This window comes from Mesorhizobium sp. WSM4832 (genome assembly GCF_055811115.1).
The window spans coordinates 90,792-111,420 of sequence record NZ_JBVVQH010000017.1; the positions used below are offsets into that span (position 1 = coordinate 90,792).

The window sequence follows — 20,629 nt, forward strand, 5'->3', positions numbered from 1 at the left end:
GGCAAAGCGCGGGGGTGCATGCTGGATGTGGAAAGACGAGCTGCAAAGCTTTGTGGCGAGCGCTCGTGAGCGCACGCCGACCGAGCTGATAAACGGTATTCGCGATATCGGCGTCGCCATGGGTCACGACGCGGGCGAGGCGCTGCTCGACAGCCATCCGGAGCTGTTTTCCCATCGGCCCATGCTCACGCAAGCCTTCATTGAAATGGTCCATGCGCAAGACGTCGCCGAAATCAGGCAGATGTTGGACAAGGACGTGAACGGGCCGACGTCGTTCGGGCAAATAGCGACGGAAAGAACGAGCATCGGCGTGATGTCCTCAAAGGACGCCTACAAACGCCTCGACGAAGTCTTCGAACATGTCGATTTCAGCCGGTGCACACGCGCCGTGATGGTCGGCTGCGGCGGCCGTCCGTTCACCATGTTCCGCATTCACGATCAAACCCCGGTTCCCGAGATAGTCGGCCTGGACATCGTGCCGGACGCGGTCGAGACAGCGAATATTCTGGCCGCCAAACTCGGCTACACGCGCTGCCGCGCCGAATTTCGCAACGGGCGCGACTACGACTATCGCGGCGCCCAGGTCGTCTACATCGCCAGCATGGTTTCGCCCAAAGCGGCTGTCGTGTCGCGCATCGCGGACATGGCCCCGCCCGACCTGCAACTCGTATTGTGGGAACCGTATTCGCTGGCCCGGCTGTGGTCGGAGCGGGCGGAAGAGACGCTTGACCCGCGCCTGGAAGTCGTCGGCCGCACACGCGTGTCGCGCAACATGACCAGGGATGTGTTTGTCCGCTTCCGGCCTGGCGCCGCCACGCGCGCAAACGAAAGCTGATGGCGGCGAGCGTGGCCGATCGTGCAATCCTGGCCGCAACGATGGCCTGGTGCCTCCTTCGCCATCCGGTGATCTGGAAAAGAACCTACGATCACAGCGGCGTCTTTCCCGATCCCGCCAGGCCGACCTCCTATGTCGACAAGTTCTTGTGGCGCAAGATCTTCGATCACAATCCGCTCTATGCCATGGCCTGCGACAAGCTGGCGTCCAAAGACCATGCGCTCTCCTTATGCCCTGAATTGAAGACTGCGAAAGTATTGTGGAGCGGCCGTGACGCAACACAGATACCGCCGGCATTGCTGACCGGGAATGTCGTGGTGAAAGCCAATCATGGTTGCCGCTGGAACATGATGATCCGCAACGGCGAGGTGGACATGGCGAAGCTGGGGAGGCGAACGGCGCGTTGGATGCGCCGTCGCTACGGCAGGAAATTCGGCGAGCGGGCCTACAAGGACGCAAGACGGCTCATCTTCGTCGAGGAGATGCTTGTCCAGGATAATGTGCCTGTCCCGCTGGAGTATAAATTCCATGTCTCGAACGGAAAGACGGCCTACGTCTACGCCGCGCGCCGTGACGGACTGGGCAACGAGCTGAAAAGTCATTTCGACCGCGACGGGAGCTATGCGCCGGTGCCACCGGGCAGCGGCAGCCAATGGGTGAAGATCGATCTGCCGTCGTCGTTTCTGAAGATGCGCGAGATCGCGGAACGACTGACGGCCCCGTTCGACCACATGCGGTGCGACTTCTACGAGATCGACGGCAAAATCTATTTCTCGGAGTTTTCGGTCTATCCGTTGTCCGGCAAAGGCATCATCAACACCCGTCTGCGCGATTTGGCCGGTGACACTTGGGATATCCGCCAGTCCTGGTTCCTGTCGGCGCCGCAAAGGGGTTGGCGCAAATTCTATGCGGCGGCGCTGTTGCGGTGGCTCGACGCGACCGACCGGCAAAGGCCGTAGGCCCGTTCCCCGACAAGTGACCCTGAGCACGCGCCCGGCGCCTCCCCTTCCCTTCCCCCATGGCGCCCGGCTATACTCCAAAATCCGCAACACAATCTGGTGAATGATGCCGCCTGAGAAAAAGGAAGTCCGTCCGTCAAGCCGGGGGGGACGCGCCCGCACGCCTGCGTTCCTGAAGAACGATCGCGGCGTGAAGAACTGGAAGGAAGCCACCGCCTGGCTCGAATGGCGAGGCATCGAAGACATCGAGTGCATCACTCCCGACCAAGCGGGCGTTGCCCGCGGCAAGATGATGCCGTCGAAGAAATTCACCTCCAATACCTCGCTGGCGCTGCCTTCGGCCGTGTTCATGACGACAATCTCCGGCGGCTATCCCGAGGACGGCAACGGCTTCCGTTACCCGGAAGACGACGGCGACCTGAAGCTCCTGCCCGATCTCTCGACGCTGACGGCGGTGCCCTGGGAAGAAGACCCGACCGCGGCAGTGATCTGCGATCTCGTGCACCAGGACGGCCGCTCGGTCGAGTTCACGCCGCGCAACGTGCTGAAGCGCGTGCTCGCGGCCTATGACGAACGTGGGCTGAAGCCGGTGGTGGCGCCCGAGATCGAATTCTACCTGGTGCGCAAGAACCCCGACCCGGACTATCCGCTGACGCCGCCCGTGGGGCGCTCGGGACGGCCGATCGGCGGCGGCGCCGGCTATTCGATCGCCGGGGTCAACGAATTCGACGAACTGATCGACGACATCTACCATTTCTCGGAACGGCAGGGCCTGGAGATCGACACGCTGATCCATGAGGAAGGCGCCGGCCAGCTCGAGATCAATTTGCGCCACGGCAACCCGATCGAGCTCGCCGACCAGGTCTTCATGTTCAAGCGCACCATCCGCGAGGCGGCGCTGAAGCACGAGATCTACGCCACCTTCATGGCAAAGCCGATCCAGGGACAGCCCGGTTCGGCCATGCATATCCACCAGTCGGTCGTCGACAAGAAGACCGGCAAGAACATCTTCTCGGCCGAGGATGGCTCCGAGACCGACGCCTTCTTTCACTTCATCGGCGGCATGCAGAAGCACGTGCCGAACGCGCTGGTGATGTTTGCGCCTTACGTCAATTCCTATCGCCGGCTGACGCAGCAGGCCTCGGCTCCGGTCAACAACAAATGGGGTTACGACAACCGCACCACCGCCTTCCGCGTGCCGCGCTCGGACCCGGCGGCGCGGCGCGTCGAAAACCGCATCCCATCCTCGGACGCCAACCCCTATCTGGCGTTGGCGGCGTCGCTTGCCTGCGGGCTGATCGGCATGACCAGGAAGATCAAGGCCGAGCCGCCGGTGCTGACCACGGCCAATGCCGACGAGATCGACCTGCCTCGCAGCTTGCTGGAGGCGGTCGACCTGTTCGAGGCCGACACGGAACTCTGCACTCTCCTCGGCAAATCCTTCGCCGCCACATATGCGGCGATCAAGCGGGCCGAATTCGAGACCTTCATGGAAGTGATCAGCCCGTGGGAGCGGGAATATCTGCTGCTCAATGTGTAGGGGAGTAAGGCAGTAGGGCAGTAGGGCAGTAAGGGGGGACGATGGCGAAGATCGAATCGTACAGAGATTTGATCGTCTGGCAGCAGGCTGTAGACCTGGCAGTTTCGATTTATGAAACGACAAGAGCGTGGCCGAAGGAAGAGCTCTATGGATTGACAACTCAACTACGCAGGGCAGCCGCTTCCGTGCCCGCCAACATTGCTGAGGGCTATGGACGAGAAAGCCGAGCTTCCTACCAACAGTTTCTTAGAATTGCACAGGGATCACTTAAAGAGTTGGAAACCCACTTACTGATCGCGCAGCGCGTCGGAATCACCTCCAATGAAGTAGCCCAACAATTGATGACGCGGAGTGAGAGCGTGGGGACACTCTTGCGGCTTTTGATCCGAAAATTGGCGCCTGAATAGCTCCTACTGCCCTACTGCCCTACTGCCCTACTGCCCTACTGCCCTACTGCCCTACTGCCCTACTGCCCTACTCCCCTACTCCCGAGCGTCATGCCCTACCAATCCCCTATCTCCCCCGGCCGTTCCTGGTACGAGGATACGGCCGGACCCCGGCCTGAGTATCCAGCGCTCGACGGCGACCGAGCTTGCGACGTCGTCATCATCGGCGGCGGCTTCACTGGTCTCTCGGCAGCCGCGCATCTTGCCAAAGCTGGCGCCGACGTCGTGCTGATCGATGCGCACCGCTTCGGCGATGGCGCGTCGGGACGCAATGGCGGCCAGCTCGGCACCGGTCAGCGCGCCTGGGCGGAGGTGTTGGAGGCAGAATATGGCCTTTCCCGCGCCAAGGCGCTGTTCGATCTCGCGGAAGAAGCGAAGGCGCATCTGCTGGACTTCGCTGCGGCCAACCAGATCGAGATCGACTATATGCCGGGTCAGTTGTCGGTGGCGCACAAGAGGCGCTATGTCGACGACTACAAGCGCCACGCCGAGATCATGGCGAGCCGCTTCGGCTACCCGCATATCAGCTTCATGGACGCGGCGGAAACGGCGGAACGGCTGGGCTCGACGGGTTATTTCGGCGGCACGCGCGACACCGGCACCGGGCATATCCATCCGTTGAAGCTGGTGATCGGCACGGCGAAGGCGGCAGCGGCGGCTGGCGCGCATCTCTTCGAGCAGACGCCCTCCACCGGCATCGTTTCCAATGGCGGCAAGGTGAAGGTCACGACGCGCCGGGGCACGATCACAGCCGGCAAATGCCTGATCGGGGTCAACGCCTATGGCGGCGATCTCGAGCCGGTGAGCGCGGCGCATATCATGCCGATCGGCTCCTTCATCGGCGCGACCGTGCCGCTCAGCACCGCCTCCAGGGTGCTGCCGGGCGGCGAGTCGGTCGACGATTCCCGCTTCGTGGTGCGCTATTTCCGCAAATCGAAGGACGGCCGGCTGTTGTTCGGCGGCCGCGAGGTCTATGCCGTCAACGATCCGAAGGACATCCATATCCACATCCGCAGGCAGATCGCCGAGCTCTATCCGGACCTGAAGGATGTCGAGATCACGCATGGCTGGGGCGGCTATGTCGGCATCACGGTGCCGAGAAAGCCGTTCGTGCGCGAAGTGATGCCGAAGGTGATTTCGATCGGCGGCTATTCCGGCCATGGCGTCATGCTGTCGAACTTCTTCGGCAAGCTCTATGCCGAGACCGTTGCCGGCAATCGCGACCGCTTGAAACTGATCGAAGACCTGAAGATCCCCGCCTTCCCGGGCGGCCGTCGTTTTCGAGCGCCGCTGCTCTTCCTGGCGCTCAACTGGTTCGCGTTGCGCGACAGGATCTGAAGCCGGACATCTGCAGAAGCTGTTGATTCGACGAGTCCGGTTCCCCTACGTCACGTTGCAGAATCCTTAACGAAAGCGCAGAATTTCGCGAAATGGCTCACTCATGCCATAATCAACAGTAAAAGATGCCATCATGGGCGAAAATCCGGGGATTTCGCGGGCCTGCCCGCAATAGTTTCGGGACCGATGCCGATCGATGCCAGCCCTCGCGGCAAAGATCGAAAGAACGTCGGCCCGCTTGTTGGAGGTGGTTTGAGTGAACGAGCCCTTCAGTTTCGGCACGCCGGAACGGCAGCGCTTTACAATGCAGTTCGGCTATAACGTGCGGCCCTCTTTCTGGCAGAAGGTGCAGTCGAACGCGCATCTGGTCATTGCAGCGATCGGCACCGCTGCGCTGCTCGGCGTGGCTGCGGTGGCGCTGTGGCTGAGCATCCCTGGCAGCGACCGGCAAGTGGCCGCGGCCAGTGTCGAGCAGGCTGTCCCGACAATTCCGGTGAAGACCACTAAGGTCGCTCCGGCGGCAGCGGCGATCACCGTGGCTGCGGCACCGCAAGCCGCGCGCAAGGCGGACGCGGTTTCGCCGGCAATAGCGGCTCGCGCAGCCAGCATTCCGGCGCTGGCATCGAACAACCCCCGCTGGACGGCTTCCGACGCCACGCCCCCGCCGGCCCAGGCCGAGGATCAACCCGTTCCGTCCAAGCAGGCCGTCGAGCCGAGCGCGGCGCAGTCAACCGATACGGCCTTCGCCGAGCCCGCTGCCGGGAACGACGCTTCGGACGCGCTGTCGCAAGTTGCCGCACCCGCCCCCGCGGGCGAGACGCCGACGGCGGGGAAGAAGCCGGGCGACAAGATGGATGGTGCCCAAACCGCCGCCATTCCCGAAGCCAAGCCGCAGGTTCCCGATGCCGGGCCAGCAGAGGACAGCGCGGCCCAGGCCAAGCCGAAACCTCAAAAAGCCGGCGCGGCCGCCAACGGACGCGTTTTGAGGGCTGTCACCATGCGCTCCGGGCCGAAGAAGGGAGCAGCCGCGATCCTCACAGTACCCGCCAAATCATCGGTGCAGGTGATGAGCTGCAAGCAGTGGTGCGAGATCGTCTATAACGGCAAGCATGGCTGGGTCTACAAAAGCTACGTCAAGACCGGCGCGTAAGGCCTAACCCACCAAGCAGCCACCCGAAGCGGCGTCTTCTGCGCTCAAGCCTGCGGTTTGCCAGGAAGGACTTGTGTTCCTCGAACGGCACCTCGTAGAGGCCGCAAGCCTGGCAACCCTCTTTCTTGCCGCATGCCGGTATCCAGCATCTGACATCGTGCGTCCAGGCCAGCGCGATCCTCTCCAGATGAAGATTGGACGAGCTCTTGAGCAGGATAAGTTCTCCGGGAACGGCCGTCCGCTTGATATGATCCGAAACTTCCTTCGGGGTACGAAGCTCGATGAAACGGCCGCTGTCACGGTCAGCCTGGCTTGCGCGCGAGCGATGGGCGTTGTCGCCGGTGTAGATGACCTCGTGGGCAATGTCGCGTGCGATGCCATAGGCAGTGGCGTATTTCCTCGTCGACCCGACGTAGTCGGAAATCTGGCCGAGCACGATACGCTTGCGGCCAGCCTTGGCCTTCGCCATCATATCCAAGGCGATGTGGATCGAATGCCAGGGCGCCTTGGCCGTATCGACGAGGAATTGCGGGCCCCCTTCGACCTGCTGCACCTTGCAACGGTTGGGCAAGGGATCGAACGACGCCAGTCTTGCCGCAACTTTCTCGGGCGGAGCGCCTAGTTCCAGTGCCGTGGCGACCGCCGCCGCCGCCGGCAGCCAGAATTGCTCGCCGGGAAACGGTGTCTGGAGATCCAGCACGCCGCCGGCCCAACGAAGCGAAAATCGCAGTGGTTCGGGATATGCGGCACAAATATCGGTGGCGCGATAATCCGCGTTCTCAGCCTGGCCGAAGGTCGCTATCCGGCACTTCGCGCCGGATGCCATGGCGAGCACCAGCGGGTCGTCGCAATTAAGCACCGCAATTCCGTCGGGCTTCAGCGCATCGACCAGCGCCCGTTTTTCCTGCGCGACGGCTTCCAGCGTCCTGAACTTGCCGACATGCTCCAGCCGGATCATCGTCACGACCGCCACGTCCGGCTTCAGCATCTGCGCCATGGCGTCGATCGTGCCGAAGTCCGAGGCTCCGGCTTCGAAAACGACATAGTCGACCTGGCCGGCTCGCCTCAGACGCTTGTAGAGCGTGCGGATCAGCGCCACGATGGTGTTGGCCTGCACTTGCAAATGCACCTTGCCGTGGGCGCCCATAATGTGTCCGAGCAGGCTGGCCGAAGTCGACTTGCCGGAACTGCCCGTAATGCCGATAAATATTGCCTTGCTTCGCGCGCGCACCCAACGCGCCTGATAGCGTCGCAGTCGCCACCCCAGGTCCCTGCGAATTTTCCGCAACCCCAGCTTCATAGCCCGCCATTATCTAACCCCGGTCTAATATGCCCCGCGCCAAATTCCCAAGTCAAACGGGCATTGGCGTGCTTGGAAACGGGGCCTCGGAGCAGTTCCCGGAGAAGCGGTGCGGTAAACCGCAGCCTTAGATGCAGCGCCCGCCGTCGACCTCCAGCGCCACGCCGGTGATGAAGGCGGCTTCATCCGAGGCCAGCCAGAGTGCCGCGTTGGCGATATCGAGCGGCGTCGAGAGCCGGCCGAGCGGGATCGAGGCGCGGAATTTCTCGCGGATCTCCGGCGTGTCGGCGCCCATGAATTTCTCCAGCATGCCGGTCTCGCCGGCGACCGGGCAGAGGCAGTTGACGCGGATGTTCTTGGGCGCAAGCTCGACGGCCATCGACTTGGTGGCGGTGATCGCCCAACCCTTGGAGGCGTTGTACCAGGTCAGGCCCGGTCGCGGCCGCAGTCCGGCCGTCGAGGCCGTGGTCAGGATGACGCCGCCTCCCTGCCGGTCCATGATCGGCACGACTGCGAGGGCCGCATGATAGATCGCCTTCATGTTGACGGCGGCGATCAGGTCGAAGGTTTCCTCATCGACGCCGAGCATATCGCCGTTGCGGTGGGTGAAGCCGGCATTGTTGACCATGATATCGATGCGTCCGAAGGCGCTCCTGGCGGCATGGATCATCTCGTCGATCTCGGAGCGCAGGGAGACGTCGGTCTGGGTCCAGATGGCGTTGTCGCCGATCTCTTCGGCCACCCGCTCGGCGCCCTTGGCGTTGAGATCGGCGACGACCACGCGCGCGCCCTCTTCGGCAAAGCGTTTCGCCATGCCCTCGCCGAAGCCCGACGCGGCACCTGTGATGATGGCGACCTTGTTTTCCAGACGCATGGTTTTCCCGCTCATTGGATTTCGACAGTTATCTCCCTTAGCTTTCGTCACATTCGCGTTCTATGCTGCGGTCGCGAACACCTCCGGAAGCCATGGCTTGCCGACAAGCCTGCCGGCGGCGCGAGTGTCGGGGAAACAGGTGGACCGACGCAATAGCAAGTGATTGGTCCTCACATGTGACACCATGGCACTGGAAAATTTAAATCGATTAGAATATACCAACCACGCTGCCCGCACCGGCATCAAAATCGGACTGACCATGACCAGCCAGATCATCCCCGTCGATCCCTTCGACTTCATCATCTTTGGCGGCACCGGCGACTTGTCGGAACGCAAGCTCCTGCCGTCGCTCTATCATCGCCAGCGCGATCATCAGTTTTCCGAGCCGACGCGCATCATCGGAACATCGCGCGCGAAGATGAGCGACGCCGAGTTCCAGGCCTTTGCCAGGCAGGCAATATCCGACCATGTGAAGCCGGCCGATATCGACCAGAAGGAGCTGGAAACTTTTCTGGCGCGGCTCTCCTACATCTCGGCCGACGGAACGACCGGCGCCGGCTTCGACAAGCTCAAAGGGGCGATCGGCGACAGCGACAGCATCCGCGCGTTCTACCTCGCGGTGGCGCCGGCGCTGTTCGGCGACATTTCGCACCAGCTCAAGCAGCATAAGCTGATCACGCCGAATTCGCGCATCGTGCTGGAAAAGCCGATCGGCCGCGACCTTGCCTCGGCGCGTGCGCTCAACGACGCGGTCGGCGACGATTTCGACGAAGGCCAGATCTTCCGCATCGACCACTATCTCGGCAAGGAAACGGTGCAGAACCTGATGGCGCTGCGCTTTGCCAACGCGCTCTACGAGCCGCTGTGGAATTCGGCGCAGATCGACCATGTGCAGATCACAGTCGCCGAGACCGTCGGCCTCGAAGACCGCGTCACCTATTACGACAAGGCCGGCGCGCTGCGCGACATGGTGCAGAACCACATGCTGCAGCTGCTTTGCCTGGTCGCCATGGAAACGCCGTCCTCGATGGACGCCGACGCCGTTCGCGACGAGAAGCTGAAGGTGCTGCGGGCGCTGAAGCGCATCAACGGCAACGAGGCGCCCAAGCATACGGTGCGCGGCCAGTATCGGGCCGGCGCCTCGGCGGGTGGCCCGGTCAAGGGCTATGTCGACGAGCTCGGCAAGGGCAGCGACACCGAGACCTTCGTCGCCATCAGGGCCGAGATCGGCAACTGGCGCTGGGCAGGCGTTCCGTTCTACCTCAGGACCGGCAAGCGGCTCGCCACACGCGTCTCGGAAATCGTCATCGAGTTCAAGCCGATCCCCTATTCGATCTTCGGCGAGAGCGCCGGACCGATCTTCGCCAACCAGCTGGTGATCAGGCTGCAGCCCGACGAAGGCGTCAAGCAGTACATCATGATCAAGGATCCGGGACCGGGCGGCATGCGGCTGCGCCAGATCTCGCTCGACATGAGCTTCGCGCAGTCCTTCGACGGGCGTGCGCCGGACGCCTATGAGCGGCTGATCATGGATGTGGTGCGCGGCAACCAGACGCTGTTCATGCGCCGTGACGAAGTCGAGGCGGCATGGAAATGGATCGACCCGATCCAGAACGCCTGGGAGAGCGCCAGGCAGGAAGCGCAGGGCTATACGGCCGGAACCTGGGGACCGTCGGCCTCCATCGCGCTGATCGAACGTGACGGACGGACATGGCACGAGAGCAATTGAGCGAGGCCCGCTACAACTGGAACGGCTTTGCCGATCGCCAGGACCTGGCAACGGCGCTTGCCGGAGAGATTGCCGACCGGCTGACCGGCGCCATCGCGGAACGCGGCACCGCGTTGCTCGCGGTGTCCGGCGGCACCACGCCGGCGAAGTTGTTCGCCGTGCTGTCGACCACTCCGATCGCCTGGGACAAGGTCACCGTGACGCTGGTCGACGAGCGCTTCGTGCCGCCGTCCTCGCCGCGCTCGAATGCCGGGCTGGTGGCGGCGAACCTGCTCCAGAACGAGGCCGCAGCGGCGCGCTTCGTGCCGCTTTATCATGAGGCGGCAACAATCGAGGACGCTGCGGCAATGGACAGCGAAGCCCTGCGCTCGCTGCCTTGGCCGCTCGACGTGGTTATCCTCGGCATGGGCGGCGACGGCCATACGGCCTCGTTCTTTCCCGATGCCGGCAACCTCGAAGAATTGCTCGACCCGGCCTCGCATCGGATCGTGCTGCCGGTGCACGCAGCGAGCGGCGGCGAGCCGCGGCTCACATTGTCGATGGCGCGCATCGTCGCCGCCGGCTTCGTGGCGCTGCATATCGAAGGCGAGGACAAGCGCGCTGCCTTTGACGGGGCGATGGGCCCAGGTGCGAAAAAGCCCATCCGCAGAGTTATCGAAGCGGCGCCAAGACCGATAGAGGTGTTCTGGGCACCCTGATTGCAACATGATGGCCCCGACGGCGTTGGGAGGACGTTGCCGGGTTTGAAAGGACGGACCATGACAGCCAGACGCGATATCGAAGCCATCACGGAACGCATCCGCCAACGTTCGAAAGCCGGCCGTGAAGCCTATCTCGGCCGCATTGCGGAGGCTTCCAGCCGCACCGCCAACCGCGCGGTGCTGAGTTGCGGCAACCTCGCCCATGGCTTTGCCGTGTGCAGCCCATCCGAAAAGATCGCGCTCGGCGGCGACCGCGTGCCGAACCTCGGCATCATCACCTCCTACAACGACATGCTGTCGGCGCATCAGCCCTTCGAGACATTTCCGGCGCTGATCAAGGAAGCGGCGCGTGAGGCCGGCGGCATCGCGCAGGTCGCCGGCGGCGTGCCGGCGATGTGCGACGGCGTCACGCAAGGCCAGCCCGGCATGGAACTGTCGCTGTTCTCGCGCGACGTGATCGCCATGGCGGCGGCGATCGGCCTGTCGCACAACATGTTCGACGCGACCGTGTTTCTGGGCGTCTGCGACAAGATCGTGCCGGGGCTGGTGATCGCCGCGCTTACCTTCGGGCATTTACCTGCTGTCTTCATTCCGGCGGGACCGATGACCACGGGCATCCCGAACGACGAGAAGGCCAAGATTCGCCAGCTCTATGCCGAGGGCAAGGTGGGGCGGGCCGAACTGCTGGAGGCCGAATCCAAATCCTATCACGGCCCGGGCACCTGCACCTTCTACGGCACCGCCAATTCCAACCAGATGCTGATGGAGATCATGGGCCTGCACACGCCGGGCGCCTCCTTCGTCAATCCGGGCACGCCGTTGCGCGACGCGCTGACCAGGGAAGCGGCGAAGCGGGCGCTGGCGATCACCGCGCTCGGCAATGCCTATACGCCGGTCGGGCGCATGATCGACGAGCGCTCGATCGTCAACGGCGTCGTCGGCCTGCATGCCACCGGCGGCTCGACCAACCACACCATCCACCTGATCGCGATGGCGGCAGCCGCCGGCATCGCGCTTACCTGGCAGGATATTTCGGACCTGTCGGAGGCCGTGCCGCTGCTCGCGCGCGTCTACCCGAACGGGCTTGCCGACGTGAACCATTTCCATGCCGCCGGCGGGCTCGGCTTCCTGGTCCGCGAGCTGCTCGACGAAGGGCTGTTGCACGAGGACGTCCAGACGGTGTGGGGCGAAGGCCTGCGGCCCTACGCGGTCGAGGCGAGACTTGGCGAGGACGGCAGCGTGGTGCGCGAAGCAGCACCTCTGCAGAGCGGCGACGAGAAGGTTTTGGCGCCAGCCAGGAAAGCGTTCCAGGCGACGGGCGGGCTCAAAGTGCTCAGCGGCAATCTCGGCCACGCCGTGATCAAGACCTCGGCGGTAAAGCCGGAGCGCCGCGTCATCGAGGCGCCGGCAAGGGTGTTCGACAGCCAGCAGGCGCTGAACGATGCCTTCAAGGCCGGCACGCTGACCGGCGATTTCATCGCCGTCATCCGGTTCCAGGGACCGAAGGCCAACGGCATGCCGGAACTGCACAAGCTGACCACGGTGCTCGGCATCCTGCAGGATCGCGGGCAGCGCGTCGCGCTGGTGACGGACGGGCGCATGTCCGGCGCCTCCGGCAAGGTGCCGGCGGCGATCCATGTGACGCCGGAAGCGGTCGAGGACGGACCGCTCGCCAGGATCCATGACGGCGACATCATCCGGCTCGACGCCGATGCCGGCACGCTCGAAGTGCTGGTGGAGGGCACGGAATTAGCGCTGCGCCGCACGGCGGACGCCGATCTCATCGGCAACGAATTCGGCTTCGGCCGCGAGTTGTTCGCCGGCTTCCGGCAACTGGTCGGCCGCGCCGACCATGGCGCCGCCGCGTTCGGAATCGCCTGACTTCTTCGCCAACGCGCCTCAAGAAAAAGGGCGGCCGGCTGCCGCCCTTTTTCGTTCGCAGACTGCGATGCCTACTGAACGGTGATCTCCGTCCGCCCGCCGGCCTTGATCGTCACCGGCACTTCCTTTTCTTGGCCTTCAGCCGACATGTGGCGCACCACGACATAGTCGCCGGCCGGAACCGTCTGCTGCCAGCTGTCGCCGTAGGTCAGTCCGAGCGACTTGCGCTTGCCCTCGATGTCCTTCTTCGACGAGAAAACTTCGATCGAGTAAGCGCCGGGCGCCGACATCGCCAGCACGCCGGCGTCGAGCGCCACCTTCACGTCCTGGCTGTCGCCCGCCTTGATGCTGAAGGGATGCTCGACGACGGCGAGATCGAGCGTCGTGAGCGCGACATAATCATCCGGCGGCAGCCAGAACTTGCTGTCCGGACCGTAGGAATGCTCGACACTTTCGCGTGAGCCGTCGATCTTCTTCTTCGCCTTGAGGATCTCGAAGCCGATGCCGGAATTGTCGGCCATGTCGCCGCCGGCAGTGTAGTAGGCGTTGAGCACGGCGTGGCCGACGCCGACGACGACGTCTTTCTCGACGGTCTGCCCGGCGGCAAGCTGGACGGTCTCGGACGCGGTGCCGGCGCCTATCTGCACGGTGACCTTCTGCTCGCCCGCCGGCACGATGACCTTGGCGTCGCCATAGTGGGTGGTGCTGCCGCCGGGATAGGCAAAGTCGACGCGGGCCTCGCCGCTGATCTCGGAGCCCTGGCTCGCATGCGGATGGATCACCAGCGTGCCGCCGTTAAGCGTGAACAGCGGCTTGTAGACCTGGCCGGCCTCGACCTTGATCTTCTGCTCGCTGCTTGCCTCGTCGTCGCGCGCGACGACGACATAGTCGCCCGGTTCGAGGTTGGTCTTCAGCTCGCCATACTCGGTGGTGACCTGATCGCCGCGCGAGCCGTCGGCCGCGGCCTTGTATATCTCCCAGGCATTGCCGTCGGTGATCTGATCGCCGCCCTCGGCCATGACCACGCTCGGCATGAAATTGAATTCAGCCTTGGCGGGTTCGGGAGCAGGCGCGGGAGCCGGTGCCGGTTCGGGAGCCGGCGCAGAGGCCGGTGCCGCGACGGTTTCGACCAGAGCTTCTTGAAGCGCCTTCTCGTCGGACGCCTGGATGTATTTGCCGCCAGTGTTTTCGGCGAGACAGGCGATCTGCTTGCCTTCGTCGGCGGTCAAGCCGAAGCCGACGACATCGGCGGTGAAATCGACGCCGGTTTCCTTCAGTTCCTTGCCGAGCGCGCAAGGATCGCCGCCGCAGGTCTCCAAGCCATCGGTGATCAGCACCACCGTTGCCTTTTCCTCGGTGTATTTCAGCGCTTCGGCGGCCTGCTTGACGGCGGCCGTCAGCGGCGTCTTGCCGAGGAATTTCATGCTGTCGGCCGCTGCCGAAATGGCGCTGGCGGAGCCGGCCTGCGGCGGCACGATCAACTCGATGTCGTTGCAACTGCCCTTGGTGCGATGGCCATAGGCCATGAAGCCGATCTCGTCGTCGGCCGGCACGGACTGCAGCACCGTGCGCAGCGATTCACGCGCGATCTCCAGCTTCGGCTTGCTATCGATCTGGGCCCACATCGAGCCGGACGCATCGAGGATGATGATGACCTTGTTGGCGGCAAAGCCGAAACCGGTCATCGACAAAAGGAAGGCCGCCGCAGCAACGCTCCGTATCAGTCCCGCCATGAAAATCTCCTGAGAGCAACCCTCGTCCGCGTTCGGAAAGCTATTTGAGGCAAGCCTTGGAAACAAGTCCGCCGGCCAGGCAAACCACTCAGTAGGTGGTGCGCCGCTCTTCCGATGGCGGGCGGCCGAACTGCAGCCGGTAGCTCTGCGCGAAATAAGAATGCGAGGTGAAGCCGGTGGCGATCGCCACGTCGAGGATCGGCATGTTGGTCTGGCGCAGCAATTCGCGCGCCCGTTCCAGCCTCAGCCGCATGTAGTAGCGGCCAGGCGTCACGCTGAGGTGGCGCAGGAACAAGCGCTCGACCTGGCGCACCGAAAGGCCCGCCGACTTGGCGAGCTGCACCGCCGACAGCGGCTCGTCGAGATGGTCGGCCATCAGTTCGACGATGCGCCTCAGCTTCTCCGACTTGCCGGTGAGGTCGCGCTCGGGCCCGACGCGCTGGCGGTCGCCGGCCGAGCGGATGCGCTCGTGCTGGAACTGGTTGGCGACGCCATTGGCAAGGTTGGAGCCGAAATCGCCGCGCACGATCTCCAGCATCAGGTCGATCGAGGTGGTGCCGCCGGCGCAGGTGTAGCGCTTGCGGTCGATCTCGAAGACATTGCCGGTGCAGGTGATGTCAGGGAAGCGCTCCATGAAGCCGGCGCGGTTTTCCCAATGGATGGTGCAGCGATAGCCGTCGAGCTGTCCGGCTTCGGCCAGCAAATAGGAGCCGACCGACAGCGCGCCAAGCGCGTTGCCGCGCCGGCCCCAGCTGCGCAGCGCGGCCAGAACCTTGCTCTTGCCCGGGAATTCGGTGGTCAGCCCGACCGAGACGAACAGGATGTCGACCGGCGGCATGTCGGCGACGGAATAGTCGATCTTGAGCGGCAGGCCGTTCGAGGCCATGACCGCGTCGCCATCCGCCGATATCGTCGTCCAGCCATAGAAATCGCGGCCGAGCAGGCGGTTCGCCGAGCGGAAGCAGTCGATCGCCGCGGCCAGCGAGAACATCGAGAACTTGTCGACCAGCAGGAAGCCGAACTGACGGCCGCCCTGAACGGGATCGTTCGTGATCGGCCGTTCAACGGGAACAGTCAGGTTCGGCAATGCCAAGGCTTTCTCAAATCAGAAGGACGGCCGCTTCAACCCGGCCGCGAGGTAGGCGGAAGCTACAGTGTTCGCCATCAGCATGGCAATGGTCATCGGCCCGACGCCGCCGGGGACCGGCGTGATAGAGCCGGCGGCCTTGGCTGCCTCGGCATAGGCGACGTCGCCGACCAGCCGCGACTTGCCTTCGCCTTTCTCGGGCGCTGGAATGCGGTTGATGCCGACGTCGATGACGGTGGCGCCGGGCTTCACCCAGTCGCCCTTGACCATCTCCGGACGGCCGACGGCGGCGACCAGGATATCGGCGGTGCGAGCCAAGGCCGGCAGGTCCTTGGTGCGGCTGTGGGCGATGGTGACCGTGCAGTTGGCGGCGAGCAGCAGATTGGCCATCGGCTTGCCGACGATGTTGGAGCGGCCGACGACGACGGCGTTGAGGCCGGACAGGTCCTTGCCGCGCACGCGCTCGATCAAAAGCATGGAGCCGGCCGGCGTGCAGGGCACGAACGCAGTCTCGAGCTCGCCGGTGCCGAGCTTGCCGACATTGATGAAGTGGAAGCCGTCGACATCCTTTTCCGGCGCGATCGTCTGGATGACCGTGCCGGCGTCGATGTGGCCTGGAAGCGGCAGTTGCACGAGGATGCCGTGGATCGACGCATCGGCGTTGAGGTCGCCGATGATCTTCAGCAGTTGTTCCTCGGTGGTGTCGGCCGGCAGGGTGTGCTGGAGCGAATGGAAGCCGCATTCCTTGGCGGTGCGCGATTTCGACGCGACATAGACCTGGCTTGCGGGATCCTCGCCGACGATGACCACCGCCAGGCCGGGCTTGGTGGCGCCCCTGGCCGAGAGCTCCGACGTCAACGCCTTGACCTTTAAAACCACATCCTCGGCGACACGCTTTCCGTCGATCACTTCGGTCATCACGAACTCTCCGTTTCGAGGCCGCATCGACGCACGGCCCCATTCCTCTATCCGGCATGTCGATTCGCCAAAGCGAGACGCCGGCGGCTGAAATGCAGCGCGGCATTGTCACGAAAATTCGACAAGGCAATCCCGCCAAAGCGTCGTCGGATGCCGTAAACCCGAAACCGGCCGCTTTTATCGAACGCTGGACGGTTTAAAAATAGCGGCGGCTAGCGCGGCTTTCGGTCAGCTCACGCACCGCCTCGCGGAATTCGCGCAGGCTGGCGCGGATCTCGTCGATTTGGCCCTGCTGATCGGCGGACTGCTGGTGAGCCTCACCGGCGGTCGGCGACTGCGGATGATAGGATTCGGGAGAATGATCCTCGTAGGGATCGGTCCGCGTATGGTCGGGCCGATAGGAATAGCCCTGGTCGTATCGCGGCTGGAAGTTCTCCCGCGTCGATGTCTCAGCCCGGGGATAGCGTTCTTCCCGGCTGGGCGCGCGCCAGGCGCTTTCAGGCGGGACAGAGTCCATATCGACCGTTTCAGCCGGCGCGCGCCGCACGAAATAGCGAACGGCCGAGGCCAGCGAGCCGAAAAGTCCTAGCCTTCCGGCGTCGTTGTCCGGTGTCGGTGGTGCGCCGGACCGGGCCGGAGCCGGCGCAGCCGCCGACACCGGTGGAGGGGGTGGAGGCGAGGCAGGCGGCGGTGTGAAAGACGCGGCAGGCGGCGGCGTGAATGACCGAGCTGGAGGCGGCGTGAAAGACGGAGCCGGCGGTGGAGCGACCGGCGGCGTAACGAGTGGCGGCGGTGCCGGCGGCGGCGCGGCCCGCTTGGAATTGTTCTCCATCGCGGGTGCACGCTCATCGACCCTGCGGCGCGAGTGGATGTCGGCCGTTTCGCGCAGGCTGGCAAGGATGCCGCGCAGCACGCCGAGGCCGATGCCGGCGAACAGGCCGGCGAACAGGCCGGCCACCGCTGTCACCGCACGGGACGGGCCCTTGGCTTGCAGCGGCGCATGGGCGTCCGAAATGACGCTGATGTTGGCGGTGTTGATGTCCCTCTGCTCGCCGGTTTCCTTGGCGCGCAGCAGGAACTGTTCGTAGACGGAACGCTTGGCGGCGGCCTCGCGCTCGAGCTCGCGCAGCGAAACCAGATTGCTGTTGACGTCGCCGCTCTGCACCTTGGCCTGCGCCAGGCGCGAGGACAGGTCCTGCTCAAGCTGGACGGAGCGCTTCAGGTCGACCTGCAGCGAGGAAGCGATGCGTTGCAGTTCGGCGCTGATGCGTTCGCGCGCGCCGGCAAGCTGGGCGTTGAGCGCCTCGATCTCGGGATGGCGCGGGCCGAATTTGATCGCGGCGCGGTCCGCCTCTTGCCTGAGGGCCGCATATTGCGAGCGCAGCTCGCTCATCATGTTGGAGTTGATTTCCTCGGGCAGGGTGCCGCTAAGGACCGAATTGATATTCAGCGAGCGTGCCGAGGCGGCGCGTGCGTTGAGCTCCAGCGTGCGGGCACGGGCGACGGAAAGCTGCTCGTTGAGCTTCAGCATCTGGTCGTCGCTGATCAGATGACCCTGGGCATCCACAAGGTCATGCGTGGCCCTGAAATCCTCCACCTTGCGCTCGGCCATCTCGACGCCCTTGCGCAACTCGTCGAGCCTTGCCGTGAGCTCGTCGGTGGCGCGGCCCGCCGTGTTCGATTGGATTTCGCTGGATATCTGCTGAAACGCCGTCCTCATGGTGTTGGCGATCAGTGCCGACTTGTCGGGGCTCTGGGTCGTGGCGGTAATCGAGACGACGAAGGTCTTGCCGCCGCGCTCGACGTCCAGGCTCTCGGCCAGGTTGCCGACCGCCAGCGCGCGCCGGCGCGCCTCGTCGGCAGGACCCTGCGCATCCTGCCGCGACAGGATCGAGCGGAGCATCGACATCAGGCCGATGCCGCCTGATCCCTGGCCGTTGAATTCAGGGTCGTTGGTGAGGTTGAGGTCCGTGACGACCTTGTTGAGGACCCTGCCCGAGGTCAGGATGCGGGCCTGGTTCTCGACGATGGCGAGCGTCGCATCCGAGGCGATCACGTTCTGCGTCAGGTCGCGATCGCTAAGCTTGAGGTCGCGCGGGTCAACGATGACCTCGGTGGTGGCCTCATATTTCTTCGGCGTCGACAGCGCGATAGCGACGCCAAGGGCCGCGCCAAGGATCGTCGTCGACAGGATCAGCGCCTTGGAACGGGTGACGCCGTGAATGACCTGCATCGGATCGATCAGCGGTTTCCACTCCTGGGAGCCGTCGCCGGCGGATGGCCGGCTTGTATAGTGAGGTTCGGGGGTGGCTTGCGGCCGATGGCTCGCCGCCGCGGCCTCATAGCCCTGCCCTGACGAAGATGGCCGATCCCTTCCAGCCAAGTCATCTTCGGTTTCGACGGGATCCGAATTCAGTCGGGCCCGATTGCGGCCGAATTCGCCAGCCTCGGCGGGCTGCGGATTCAACTTCCCTTCGCGCTCGGAACGCGCGGCGCGGTGGCGCGCGGCGGCGTCCTGGCGCCATGAAGAGTCGGCCCGGTCGCCGATCGAAACCGTGTTGTCCTCGCCGCGCATGGCCTGGCCGAGCGCGAGCAGTGAACGCTCGCGCCTCCAGTCATCACGGTTATCCCTGTCGACCATTGTCCTGGAACTTACCTTTGGTGGCTTCGGCGCGGCGGATCGGCCAATCGTTAAGCCACGCTAAACAGGCATAGGAAACAAAAGGTTAATCTTGCGCCTCGGCGGGCACAGTTTCTCGCCTTGCACGCGGCATTTCAGCGTCGCCGAGGAGGGCGCCAGAACGCCGCGTTAAACTTTCCAGCCTATGTATCGCCCCGGATATGACCCAGGCCAGCGACATACCGCAAAGGCGGACGTTCGCGCGGATCGGCCACTTCGTGGCCACCCGCCGGAAACTGGTGCTCGACTATTTCTCCGCGATCAGTGGCGCCGGCGGCCGGCTGGTGTTCTCGCTGGCCTATTTCATCGCTTTGGCCAACACGCTTTCGATCGCCGAGTTCGGCATGTTCGCGACCGCCTCGGCCGCCGGCATCATGCTGTCGCGCATCCTCGCCTTCGGCTTCATCTCGGCGCTCTACCGCACCGCCACGATCCGCCCCAACCTGATCGGCACCTTCACCGCCGGCTTCCTGCTTCTCGGCGTCTTGTCGCTGCCGTTGCTGGCCGCCGCATCCTACGTCGTCTACCTGATCTTCTTTTCCGGCACCGTGCCGCTGTCGGCCTACGCCGCGGTCGTCTTCGCCGAGGCGCTTTTGTGGCGGCCGGTCGAAGTGGTGCTGATCGTCAATAACGGGCTTGGCAAATTCGGCCGCGCCGCGGTGCTGGCAATCCTGGCGACGGCGTTGCGCGCGGCCGGCGCGGTGCTGTTCATGTTCGCTGCGCAGCACACCATCGATGTCTGGTCGCTATTCTACATCGGCGCTAATGCCGCCTCGCTCGTCGTCGCCTTCGCCTTCTTCTATCCGCGCCAGCGGCTGAGGCTGCGCAGCGCGCTTTATTTCCGGCGGCTCGCCGATTCCATCTATGTCGCGGGATCCGAAGTGCTGTTCTATCTGCAGATGGAGTTCGACAAGCTCCTGGTGCTGGCGATCGGCGGACCGCATCTCGCCGGCATCTACGCCATCATCATGCGGCTGGTCGATCTCACCGCCATCCCGATCCGCACCTTCTCGATGATGCTGGTGCAGCGCATGATGCGGGCGCCCGAGCTTCTGTCGCGGCTGGCGGTCAAGAGCGGCATCGAAGGCGGCGTGTTCCTGGTCTCGACGCTGGCGCTCGTGTCGCTCGGCATCGTGCTGCACTTCTTCCCGAATGCTCTCGGCAAGAATGTCGCCGAGGCAGCGCCGCTGGTCGCACTCGCGGTCTGCGTGCCGGGCCTGCGCAACCTCGTCGAATACCAGGCCGAGCTTCTGTTCGCGCGCGGCCAGACGGCGGTGCGGGCGATCAATCTCGGCCTGCTTGCCGGCTTGAAGGCCGTGCTTTTGACCTATGTGCTGACGTCGATCCCCGATACGGCCAATCTGGTGCTGTCGCTTAACATCGTATTCCTGCTGCTTTATCTCGCCTCGATGCTGCTGACCTACTCAGCGATGCGCCGGTCGGCCAAAGCGATTTGAT

The 20,629-nt window shown here is 64.1% G+C and carries 16 protein-coding genes; 10 read left to right on the forward strand and 6 right to left on the reverse strand.

The annotated features are described in order from the left end of the window. Positions 1–25 precede the first annotated feature (25 nt). The 6 genes from AC0L2L_RS23045 (at position 26) to AC0L2L_RS23070 (ending at position 6,268) form a co-directional block, all read left to right on the forward strand. Complete coding sequence (locus AC0L2L_RS23045) at positions 26–835, forward strand: hypothetical protein (protein ID WP_473581415.1); 810 nt, start codon at positions 26–28, stop codon at positions 833–835. Between the two features lie 11 nt (positions 836–846). Then, entirely contained in the window at positions 847–1,794 is a 948-nt protein-coding gene (locus tag AC0L2L_RS23050; protein ID WP_473581417.1) for an ATP-grasp fold amidoligase family protein, read from the forward strand. 103 nt (positions 1,795–1,897) lie between these two features. Continuing rightward, positions 1,898–3,334 (forward strand): glutamine synthetase family protein, encoded by a 1,437-nt coding sequence (locus tag AC0L2L_RS23055; RefSeq protein WP_473581418.1) that lies wholly within the window; start codon positions 1,898–1,900, stop codon positions 3,332–3,334. A gap of 41 nt (positions 3,335–3,375) precedes the next feature. Beyond that, on the forward strand, positions 3,376–3,741 hold the full coding sequence (locus AC0L2L_RS23060) for a four helix bundle protein (RefSeq protein WP_473581420.1): 366 nt from the start codon (positions 3,376–3,378) through the stop codon (positions 3,739–3,741). A gap of 90 nt (positions 3,742–3,831) precedes the next feature. Further along, positions 3,832–5,118, forward strand: a complete 1,287-nt coding sequence (locus AC0L2L_RS23065; RefSeq protein WP_473581422.1) for an NAD(P)/FAD-dependent oxidoreductase — start codon at positions 3,832–3,834, stop codon at positions 5,116–5,118. A gap of 256 nt (positions 5,119–5,374) precedes the next feature. Further along, on the forward strand, positions 5,375–6,268 hold the full coding sequence (locus tag AC0L2L_RS23070) for an SH3 domain-containing protein (RefSeq protein WP_473581424.1): 894 nt from the start codon (positions 5,375–5,377) through the stop codon (positions 6,266–6,268). Here the strand turns inward: AC0L2L_RS23070 and AC0L2L_RS23075 are convergent. Together AC0L2L_RS23075 and AC0L2L_RS23080 are read right to left on the reverse strand one after the other, a co-directional pair. After that, positions 6,252–7,499, reverse strand: coding sequence for a Mur ligase family protein (locus AC0L2L_RS23075; RefSeq protein ID WP_473581426.1), 1,248 nt, complete (start codon positions 7,497–7,499; stop codon positions 6,252–6,254). The genes AC0L2L_RS23070 and AC0L2L_RS23075 overlap by 17 nt on opposite strands. A gap of 196 nt (positions 7,500–7,695) precedes the next feature. After that, on the reverse strand, positions 7,696–8,442 hold the full coding sequence (locus AC0L2L_RS23080) for an SDR family oxidoreductase (protein ID WP_473581533.1): 747 nt from the start codon (positions 8,440–8,442) through the stop codon (positions 7,696–7,698). 259 nt (positions 8,443–8,701) lie between these two features. Between AC0L2L_RS23080 and zwf the strand changes: the two genes are divergently transcribed. Genes zwf through edd form a run of 3 tightly spaced genes read left to right on the forward strand, consistent with a single transcriptional unit; the run spans position 8,702 to position 12,753 of the window. Beyond that, positions 8,702–10,171 (forward strand): glucose-6-phosphate dehydrogenase, encoded by a 1,470-nt coding sequence (gene zwf / locus AC0L2L_RS23085; RefSeq protein WP_473581428.1) that lies wholly within the window; start codon positions 8,702–8,704, stop codon positions 10,169–10,171. After that, positions 10,153–10,869 (forward strand): 6-phosphogluconolactonase, encoded by a 717-nt coding sequence (gene pgl / locus AC0L2L_RS23090; RefSeq protein WP_473581430.1) that lies wholly within the window; start codon positions 10,153–10,155, stop codon positions 10,867–10,869. The genes zwf and pgl overlap by 19 nt, the downstream gene beginning before the upstream one ends. A 60-nt stretch (positions 10,870–10,929) precedes the next feature. Next, positions 10,930–12,753, forward strand: coding sequence for a phosphogluconate dehydratase (gene edd, locus AC0L2L_RS23095; protein WP_473581432.1), 1,824 nt, complete (start codon positions 10,930–10,932; stop codon positions 12,751–12,753). Positions 12,754–12,824: 71 nt separating this feature from the next. Here the strand turns inward: edd and AC0L2L_RS23100 are convergent, their stop codons facing one another. The 4 genes from AC0L2L_RS23100 to AC0L2L_RS23115 form a co-directional block, all read right to left on the reverse strand. Further along, on the reverse strand, positions 12,825–14,486 hold the full coding sequence (locus tag AC0L2L_RS23100) for a vWA domain-containing protein (RefSeq protein ID WP_473581434.1): 1,662 nt from the start codon (positions 14,484–14,486) through the stop codon (positions 12,825–12,827). Between the two features lie 88 nt (positions 14,487–14,574). Further along, entirely contained in the window at positions 14,575–15,573 is a 999-nt protein-coding gene (locus AC0L2L_RS23105) for a GlxA family transcriptional regulator (protein ID WP_036259221.1), read from the reverse strand. Between the two features lie 18 nt (positions 15,574–15,591). After that, positions 15,592–16,491, reverse strand: a complete 900-nt coding sequence (gene folD / locus AC0L2L_RS23110) for a bifunctional methylenetetrahydrofolate dehydrogenase/methenyltetrahydrofolate cyclohydrolase FolD (RefSeq protein WP_473581436.1) — start codon at positions 16,489–16,491, stop codon at positions 15,592–15,594. A 196-nt stretch (positions 16,492–16,687) separates the two neighbouring features. Further along, entirely contained in the window at positions 16,688–19,132 is a 2,445-nt protein-coding gene (locus AC0L2L_RS23115) for a GumC family protein (RefSeq protein WP_473581438.1), read from the reverse strand. A 200-nt stretch (positions 19,133–19,332) separates the two neighbouring features. Between AC0L2L_RS23115 and AC0L2L_RS23120 the strand changes: the two genes are divergently transcribed. Further along, complete coding sequence (locus tag AC0L2L_RS23120; protein WP_473581440.1) at positions 19,333–20,628, forward strand: lipopolysaccharide biosynthesis protein; 1,296 nt, start codon at positions 19,333–19,335, stop codon at positions 20,626–20,628. Position 20,629 lies beyond the last annotated feature (1 nt).

Excerpts from the sequence above, each read along its gene's own strand:
- pgl (WP_473581430.1), top strand. The coding sequence starts at position 10,153 with ATGGCACGAGAGCAATTGAGCGAGGCCCGCTACAACTGGAACGGCTTT.
- AC0L2L_RS23065 (WP_473581422.1), top strand. The coding sequence starts at position 3,832 with ATGCCCTACCAATCCCCTATCTCCCCCGGCCGTTCCTGGTACGAGGAT.
- AC0L2L_RS23115 (WP_473581438.1), bottom strand. The coding sequence starts at position 19,132 with ATGGTCGACAGGGATAACCGTGATGACTGGAGGCGCGAGCGTTCACTG.
- zwf (WP_473581428.1), top strand. The coding sequence starts at position 8,702 with ATGACCAGCCAGATCATCCCCGTCGATCCCTTCGACTTCATCATCTTT.
- AC0L2L_RS23100 (WP_473581434.1), bottom strand. The coding sequence starts at position 14,486 with ATGGCGGGACTGATACGGAGCGTTGCTGCGGCGGCCTTCCTTTTGTCG.
- edd (WP_473581432.1), top strand. The coding sequence starts at position 10,930 with ATGACAGCCAGACGCGATATCGAAGCCATCACGGAACGCATCCGCCAA.
- folD (WP_473581436.1), bottom strand. The coding sequence starts at position 16,491 with ATGACCGAAGTGATCGACGGAAAGCGTGTCGCCGAGGATGTGGTTTTA.
- AC0L2L_RS23045 (WP_473581415.1), top strand. The coding sequence starts at position 26 with ATGTGGAAAGACGAGCTGCAAAGCTTTGTGGCGAGCGCTCGTGAGCGC.
- AC0L2L_RS23055 (WP_473581418.1), top strand. The coding sequence starts at position 1,898 with ATGATGCCGCCTGAGAAAAAGGAAGTCCGTCCGTCAAGCCGGGGGGGA.
- AC0L2L_RS23080 (WP_473581533.1), bottom strand. The coding sequence starts at position 8,442 with ATGCGTCTGGAAAACAAGGTCGCCATCATCACAGGTGCCGCGTCGGGC.
- AC0L2L_RS23060 (WP_473581420.1), top strand. The coding sequence starts at position 3,376 with ATGGCGAAGATCGAATCGTACAGAGATTTGATCGTCTGGCAGCAGGCT.
- AC0L2L_RS23120 (WP_473581440.1), top strand. The coding sequence starts at position 19,333 with ATGACCCAGGCCAGCGACATACCGCAAAGGCGGACGTTCGCGCGGATC.